Below are 7471 nucleotides of genomic sequence, written 5' to 3'. Positions count from 1 at the left end.
GAGTGGTTTCTTCGAAATACTACCTTTGATTTTCTATCTCTCCAGATGTACGGAGTTTTTTCAGAAATCAAATACTAGTCCTATATGACAACTATTTAGTTTGCTATTATAACCTAATTATGAAAAGTATTTCTTGGTATATATTTATATCCTTATTAAAAATATAATCAAAGAATAACTATTGATAATTAATCTATAAAAAACAAAGTTTGAGAACATTTAAATTATAAATATACACAATGTCCTAGTTAAATAATATTGCACAATTACTAAAGAGTATGAAAGTCAAAATAATATTATTTGTAGTTTAACCCTTAAGCTTTATAATCCTTGTTCAATGGATTACACCTTAAATACCCAAACATAATTATTTTTAACTATCTGTAATATTTATTTGTGATTTTATGAACTGATGATATTTGGCATCAATTATTCTTTCTATTGGAATAAATAGTATTTATGTTGCCAGATAATTCATGTAGATAAAGTCTACAAAATTTTTATTTCAGCTAATAAAGTCATGAATTTCAACTAAAGTCATGAATAATATTTCTTAGTGTAGATTGCTGTAGTTGTTGTAGGCTTTAGTTATGTTTTTCAGGGATGTGGACTAGATAGAGTACAAAATTAAGGTGCTGTTAGCATTCAGTATAGGCGTACCGGATTCTTCCGTTCTGTAGATAAGGAAGCTTAAGTAGGGAAGCTCTAGCTACAGGTATTGGATAAAGCAACATCCCAAATTTTAGAACTATTAGAACTATAGGTTATTAAATTTTGATTCCTTAGCGAAGTGTTGAGCATAAGCATAAACACTTAGTGTCCACAGCATGAAGGAATGAATTATAGATGAAGCCCATGTCAACAATTTTATAGATTTTGCATAGGGTTCGCCAAAGTTTGAGAACTTATCCCTTAGTCAACTTCATTCAATTTACTTACAATCTATCAAAGGAGAGTAAGAGGAAATCAAAGTTGGATAACAACTATCAGACTTATCTAAATCGGGTAGCACGAATGACGCTACCGGAAGCTTACAAATCTCAAGTACAGCATATTCAAGAATCTTTTAAATTCAAGCCAAACAGCGAAGGAGTGAGACAAGCTTCTCCTTTTCCTGGCTACACAGTCATTACTCCACCCTATGAAGAAGATGCTGCAAATTCTGCTTTTTACGACGCTTTAATTCAATACCAACAACAATTATTGGAGTTACCATCCCACGAGGGTTTGATTGTACCCGTACCCACTAATAGCTTACATTTCACCTTAGCAGACTTGATTTGGGATAGCGCTTATCGCGATGCTTGTGAAAGTAATCCCAATTTTGAAGAAGATTTACGCAGCTGCTTTACGGAAATTTTTCAGAGTCACGATAAACTACTCTACCTTGGCAATAGCTCAATTCGTTGGCAGATGTTAGGATTATTAGTCATGCCTAGGGCTATAGGTGTTTGCTTAGTGCCTCAAAATGAAGTTTGCTATGCCAATATCATTAATCTTCGTAGAGCAATTTATCAAAATCCTAAGCTGGTGGGTTTAGGTATTGAGCAACATTATCATTTTACAGCGCATATTACTTTGGGATACTTTGGCGAAATTCCTTCTGATTTTGATAGGGAAGGTTTGGCGTTAATGTTTTCCAATCTAAATCAACAATGGTTACCTAATTCACCTGAAATGATAGTGACAAGCGCTCAATTACGAAAGTTTGATGATATGAATCGATTTTATCGCGAGCCTGATTGGCCTACATTGGATTTTGACTCCCAAATTGTTGAATTCTAGATTTAACTTCTAGATTTTTGACCTTTAAATTTTTGATTTTTAGACTCCCAATTGCTAAAATCTCGATTGTTTGATTTTGATGAATTTACCCATACACCCAATTATGGAACAAAGTTTCGCGGTTATTGACCGTGAAATTGGCGGACATGAATTTGAACGAGATGAGTATGCTATTGTCCGCCGGGTTATTCACTCTACTGCTGATTTTGAATTCAAGCATTTAGTAAAGTTTTCTCCTAACGCGATCGCAAGTGGAATTTCCGCTCTAATTGAAGGGGTACCAATTGTGACTGATGTTGGAATGGTAAAACAAGGAATTGCAGGTTTATTGTCCCGTACTTTCAATAATCAATTAATTAGTGCGGTATCTCAAGTAGAGGAAGCACTTCCAGGAAAAACTCGTACAGAAACAGGTTTATTAAAATGCTACAGAGAATTCCCCCATGCAATTTTTGTCATCGGTAATGCACCCACCGCTTTATTATCCCTTTGTCAGGAAGTAAAAAATGCTGATATTAAACCTGCTTTAATTATTGGTGCTCCTGTTGGTTTTATTTCCGTAGTTGAATCTAAAACTGTGCTTGCACAAACATCAGTACATCAAATTTGCGTTGAAGGACGCAAGGGTGGTTCCTCCGTTGCAGTAGCAATTCTTAATGCTTTGATTACACTTGCTTGCGAAGCAAATTCTAATTAAATGTTGAGAACAGAATAATATACTAACGTATCAAACGATTGACGAAAACAAAATAATAATAGTGTTTTCACTAGGTATGATATATGGTTCAAGTTCATCCTGAATCTAGAAAATCCATCCACATTTACTCACTCTCGGATAAAATGAAACTTATTTTCCTCTAAGTATATTCATGTTGGATAAAGTTTTTTGAGATACATAGAACGCTAACTCGATTTTGTTTTCTTCAGCGAAAAATATTCAATAATTCAGTAATTTTTCGCTTTAACCGGTGTATTTGGAAAAACTTTATCCAGTATTTTTCGCTACTAGATAAAGTTTTCGGGCACCCCTGCAAATGTCTTGAAATCTTGACATTCTAATACTTTTTAACACGTACGATGTTAATTTACAGGTACTAGGGTGTTATTTACCATATATACAACACGAACTATAGCCACACTTAAGCAATTAAAGGGTGGCTTTTCTTTTCCAATGAATTAACAATCGATTAAGAATTACTCCATTTTAGTCTTCGATTGTCAATATTGCATTCGACTAGAGGAACACTTTTGACCGATTAGGCGTGTATTCACTGTTTTTACGTATATTTTTAGCGATCTGTTAAGCGCTGGTATTGTACTCATACATCAAAATCAATGAATTATCTCTCCAAATACAAATGGTATTTTCAGTCAAAATCATCCATAGGGTAGGTTGCACTTTGTATATCAAATAGCTTGATTTCAAGCTTATAAATTCAACTTTAACCTACCTTACGTTCAATTTGCAGTTTTATCTCCTCACCCAAGCTTAAAAAAAACTCATAATAAAGAAAATAATGTCCATGAAGTTGTATAAAAATTAGGACATATATAATTTATTCCCGACGACCTTTTCTCAAATCTGCCAATGGAACGGCAAAAGCAAAGACGCAAACGCGGTGTCATTCTGACCGATATTGGATTGCACAAACTAACTAGCGCGAAACACCAAGCTGAAAGTTTAGAAAATGATGGTGCGAAGTTTACTCTAGAAGAGCTTAGTTTTCGTACCCAACTGGCACCTTTCACCATCTCTAAAGTGCTAGCTGGTGAAGAAGCGGTAGACAAACAGACTTTGGAGTATTTCTTTTATGCATTCAATTTAAATTTAACCCAAAATGATTATACAAAACCTGGAAGTACAAAACACACAAAAATAGAAAAAAATTTTCCAAATCAAGGCTTAGAATCCAAAATTTCAGACTTCAAACCCGAACGCCAATATTTCAAACAAAAGACTGATTGGGGTGAAGCGGTTGATGTTTCAATATTTTTTGGGCGTTCCCAAGAGTTGATGCAGTTAGAAAATTGGATAGTCAATAGCAATTGTCGCTTGGTAGCTTTATTGGGAATGGGGGGTGTTGGTAAAACTTCAGTATCGGTAAAGTTAGCACAACAATTAGAAGAAAAGTTTGAGTTTGTAGTTTGGCGTAGTTTACGTAATTCACAAACCTTAGAGGAATTATTGAAAAGTCTTTTACAATTTTGCGCTCAAGGTGAGGATATTAATACATCAGAGAATATCGGCGAGTTGATTGCTCAATTTATTGGTTATTTACGCTTGCGTCGCTGTCTCATAATTATCGATAATGCCGAATCAATTTTAGCAAGTGGGGATAATAGTGGGTATTATCAAACCGGATATGAAGGTTATGGACAATTTTGGCAACAAATAGCAGAAACACCACACCAAAGTTGTTTATTGTTAACTAGTCGGGAAAAACCTCGGGAAATAGCTGCACTGGAAGGGGAAACTTTACCTGTGCGATCGCTAAATTTAGAAGGACTTGGGGAAGACGCAGCTTTAGAATTGTTACAAACTAAAGGTTTTTTCTCCAGTTATAATGCCCAATGGCAATATTTAATTCATCATTATGGCGGTAATCCCCTAGCTCTCAAAATAGTTGCAACTACAATCCGGGAATTATTTGATGGTGATGTCAAAGAATTTTGCAGTCAAGGAACAATGGTTTTTGGTAGTATTTATGACTTATTAAGTCAGCAATTCCATCGCCTATCAGATTTGGAAAAGGATTTGCTTTACTGGTTAGCAGTTAACCGTGAACCTGTGACCCTGAAGAAATTACGCGCTGATTTTGTTTTACCCGTATCCCCAATGAAAATGTTAGAGGCTTTGGAGTCTCTGAGTCGGCGTAGTTTAATTGAAAAAAGTAAAAATCTGCTCGATAACATCAACAGTACAAGTAAGAGTACGAGTGCTTCTACCAAATTTACTTTGCAACCTGTGGTTATGGAATATGTCACCAGACGGTTAATTCAACAGGTGACGAAGGAAATAGAAGATAAAACTCGTAATTTAAATGTACCTGCTTTTGCTCCTAGCTTTGCTCATAAAACTTTTAATACTCACGCTCTAATTCAAGCTACAGCAAAGGATTATATCCGCATTACCCAAACAAAGTTAATTCTTCAGCCTGTTATCGAACAACTGTTGCTCAAACTCCACCATAAGCAGGGAATTAAAACTACTCTTAGCAATATTTTATATGAGTTACAGCAAACTAACTTTGAGAACATTGTTTCTTCCCCTAATCCAGCATTAGAACCTGGGTATGCTGCAGGTAACATTCTTAACTTGTTATGTCAAATCCAAACGGATTTGCGGGGGTATAATTTATCTTACCTGAGTATTTGGCAAGCATATTTCCAAGAAACACCTCTGCAGCAGGTTAATTTTAGCCATAGTGACCTATCTAATTCCGTATTTGCCAAGACTTTTGGTGTGGCAATGTCTGCGGTGTTTAGTCAAGATGGTAAAACATTAGTTACAGGTCATTCAGAGGGTTCAATTTTTCTATGGAATGTTAATACTGGTGAACTATTAACGACTTACAAAGCACATAAGGGACCCATATGGAGTCTTATTTACATAAATGATAGTACTTTTGTCAGTACATCCCACGATGGAACCATGAAATTTTGGGATATTTCAACCGGGCAATGTATAAAAATTTTTCGAGGTCACCAAGGTAGTGTTTATAATGCTGTACTTGTACCTGATGGGAAAACCTTAATCAGTAGTGGTGCGGACTGTACTATCAGAATTTGGAATATTGCAACAAAAGAATGTACTAAAGTTTTACGAGGTCACACTAAGGGAATTTGGGGTATAACTTTCACCCCAGATGTTTTTGTAGAAAAAGAATTTTTAAAAGAAGAATTGACAAATAAAGAATTTACTGATGCAGGAACTACAGACACAGAGCATTTAACCATAAACTCTCCTATACGCGGAGCTATCGCCAGTGCTAGTGACGATGGAAATGTGAAATTATGGGATATGGTAACCGGGGAATGCATTCACACTTTCACAGATCATAGAGAATGGGTGAAACGAGTAGTTATTAATTCTCAAGGTATTTTAGCTAGTTGTAGTTTAGACCAAACTATTAGGTTATGGGATATCCAAAGTAAATCTTGTATTGGTGTTTTGCATGACTGCGAACATGGGATAATGGCTATCACCTTTGTTGGAGACAAACCTAATTTATTGGCTAGTTGCAGTGTCGATGGAAAAATTCGACTCTGGGATATCACTACCAAAAAATGTATTAAAATTTTCCAAGGTCATAAGAATTCTGTTGATAATATTGTTTCTAATCCCCAAGGAACTTTATTATTAAGTTGCAGTCAGGATTTTTCTGTTAGGTTATGGGATATTGCAAATGGAGAATGCATCAGAACCTTGAAAGCAAGGCATAGTTGGATTGGTTCTGTAGCTTATTTTTCCAAATTTAATTCCTCAAACTTTAATTACTTAAAGCTTGAACCCTTAAAGCTTGAACCCTCAAAGCTTGAACCCTCAAAACCTACTAAATCTGATCCAAGTGGGGAACAAATAGCTTTAATTGCTAGTGGAAGCGAAGACTCCATTGTCAGATTATGGAATTTGCAGACATTAGGTGTAAAATCTCTACGCGGACATACTGAATATATATTTGCTGTAGAATTTAGCCCTGACGGTAAAATTGTTGCTAGTGGTAGTGCAGACCTGACAATTAGATTGTGGAATGTGGAAACAGGTGAATGTATCAAAGTGTTGCGAGGACACAAAAGTTTAGTCACAGGGCTTGCTTTTAGTCCAGTTTCTGCAAACCTCATTGGATTGCAACCAAAATGCGGGTATCTTTTAGCTAGTAGCAGTTATGATCGCACTGTCCGTTTATGGAATCCATTAACGGGAGAATTGTTATATACGTTGTCAGAACATTATGCAATGTCTGTAGATTTTAGCCCAGACGGTAAAAGTATCGCTGTGGGAAATTTTGATGATACGGTGAGAATTTGGGATTTAGAAACTAAAGAATGTCGTCAAAGTTTTAAAGGGGATACTATACTAACATGGCGAGTAGCTTTTCATCCCCAAAGAGATATATTAGCAACAGCAAATAGTGCAGATATGACTGTTAGGCTCTGGGACATTCCTACAGGTAAATGTATGAATATATTCTCAGGTCACACAAATTGGATTTTAGGTCTTACTTTTAGTCCTGATGGTAATTTACTTGCAAGTTGTAGTAGCGATCGCACTATTAAACTTTGGGATGTGGTGAAAGGTGAATATATTGTTTCTATTGATGCTTGTGAAACATGGGTAATGTCAGTTGTTTTCAGTTCTGATGGAAAAACTTTAATTAGCGGTGATGGAGATTCAACAATTAAAATTTGGGATGTAGAAACTTTTCAATGTTTGCAAACCCTAAAGATTCCTCGTCTTTACGAAAACATGAATCTTTACAAAACTACAGGTTTAACGGAAGCACAAAAAACTACCCTACAGGAACTAGGGAGTATTTCAGTTTATAGCTAACGCTACATCTTGATGGACTACAGTTGACAGTCAACAGTTAAAAGGTGTTTATTTGGTTCTGAACACTACCGAGGGTTTAGGGAATGGAACAAAATCATGTCTGTGATGATTTTCGCTAATTGATGTTATTTAAGA

3 protein-coding genes are annotated in these 7471 nt (G+C 35.6%); all 3 read left to right on the top strand.

The genetic code is table 11. The features are described 5' to 3' along the window. Positions 1-972 precede the first annotated feature (972 nt). The 3 genes from BC008_RS16085 to BC008_RS16075 all read left to right on the top strand — a co-directional run bounded on the left by BC008_RS16085 (position 973) and on the right by BC008_RS16075 (position 7336). Complete coding sequence (locus BC008_RS16085) at positions 973-1785, top strand: DUF1868 domain-containing protein (protein WP_027845653.1); 813 nt, start codon at positions 973-975, stop codon at positions 1783-1785. A gap of 79 nt (positions 1786-1864) precedes the next feature. Then, a complete protein-coding gene (locus BC008_RS16080) occupies positions 1865-2482 on the top strand; it encodes a cobalt-precorrin-8X methylmutase (RefSeq protein ID WP_036267437.1) in 618 nt (205 codons plus the stop codon). A gap of 891 nt (positions 2483-3373) precedes the next feature. Continuing rightward, positions 3374-7336 carry a WD40 domain-containing protein gene (locus BC008_RS16075; RefSeq protein WP_027845655.1) on the top strand — a complete coding sequence of 1321 codons (3963 nt, stop codon included), beginning with the start codon at positions 3374-3376 and terminating at the stop codon, positions 7334-7336. Positions 7337-7471: the final 135 nt, after the last annotated feature.

This window comes from Mastigocoleus testarum BC008, from assembly GCF_001456025.1.
GTDB classification, from domain to species: Bacteria; Cyanobacteriota; Cyanobacteriia; order Cyanobacteriales; family Nostocaceae; genus Mastigocoleus; species Mastigocoleus testarum.
This window is presented reverse-complemented; position numbering and strand designations above follow the sequence as displayed.

Coding starts and splice junctions, on each gene's coding strand:
- BC008_RS16080 (WP_036267437.1), top strand. CDS start 1,865: ATGAATTTACCCATACACCCAATTATGGAACAAAGTTTCGCGGTTATT.
- BC008_RS16075 (WP_027845655.1), top strand. CDS start 3,374: ATGGAACGGCAAAAGCAAAGACGCAAACGCGGTGTCATTCTGACCGAT.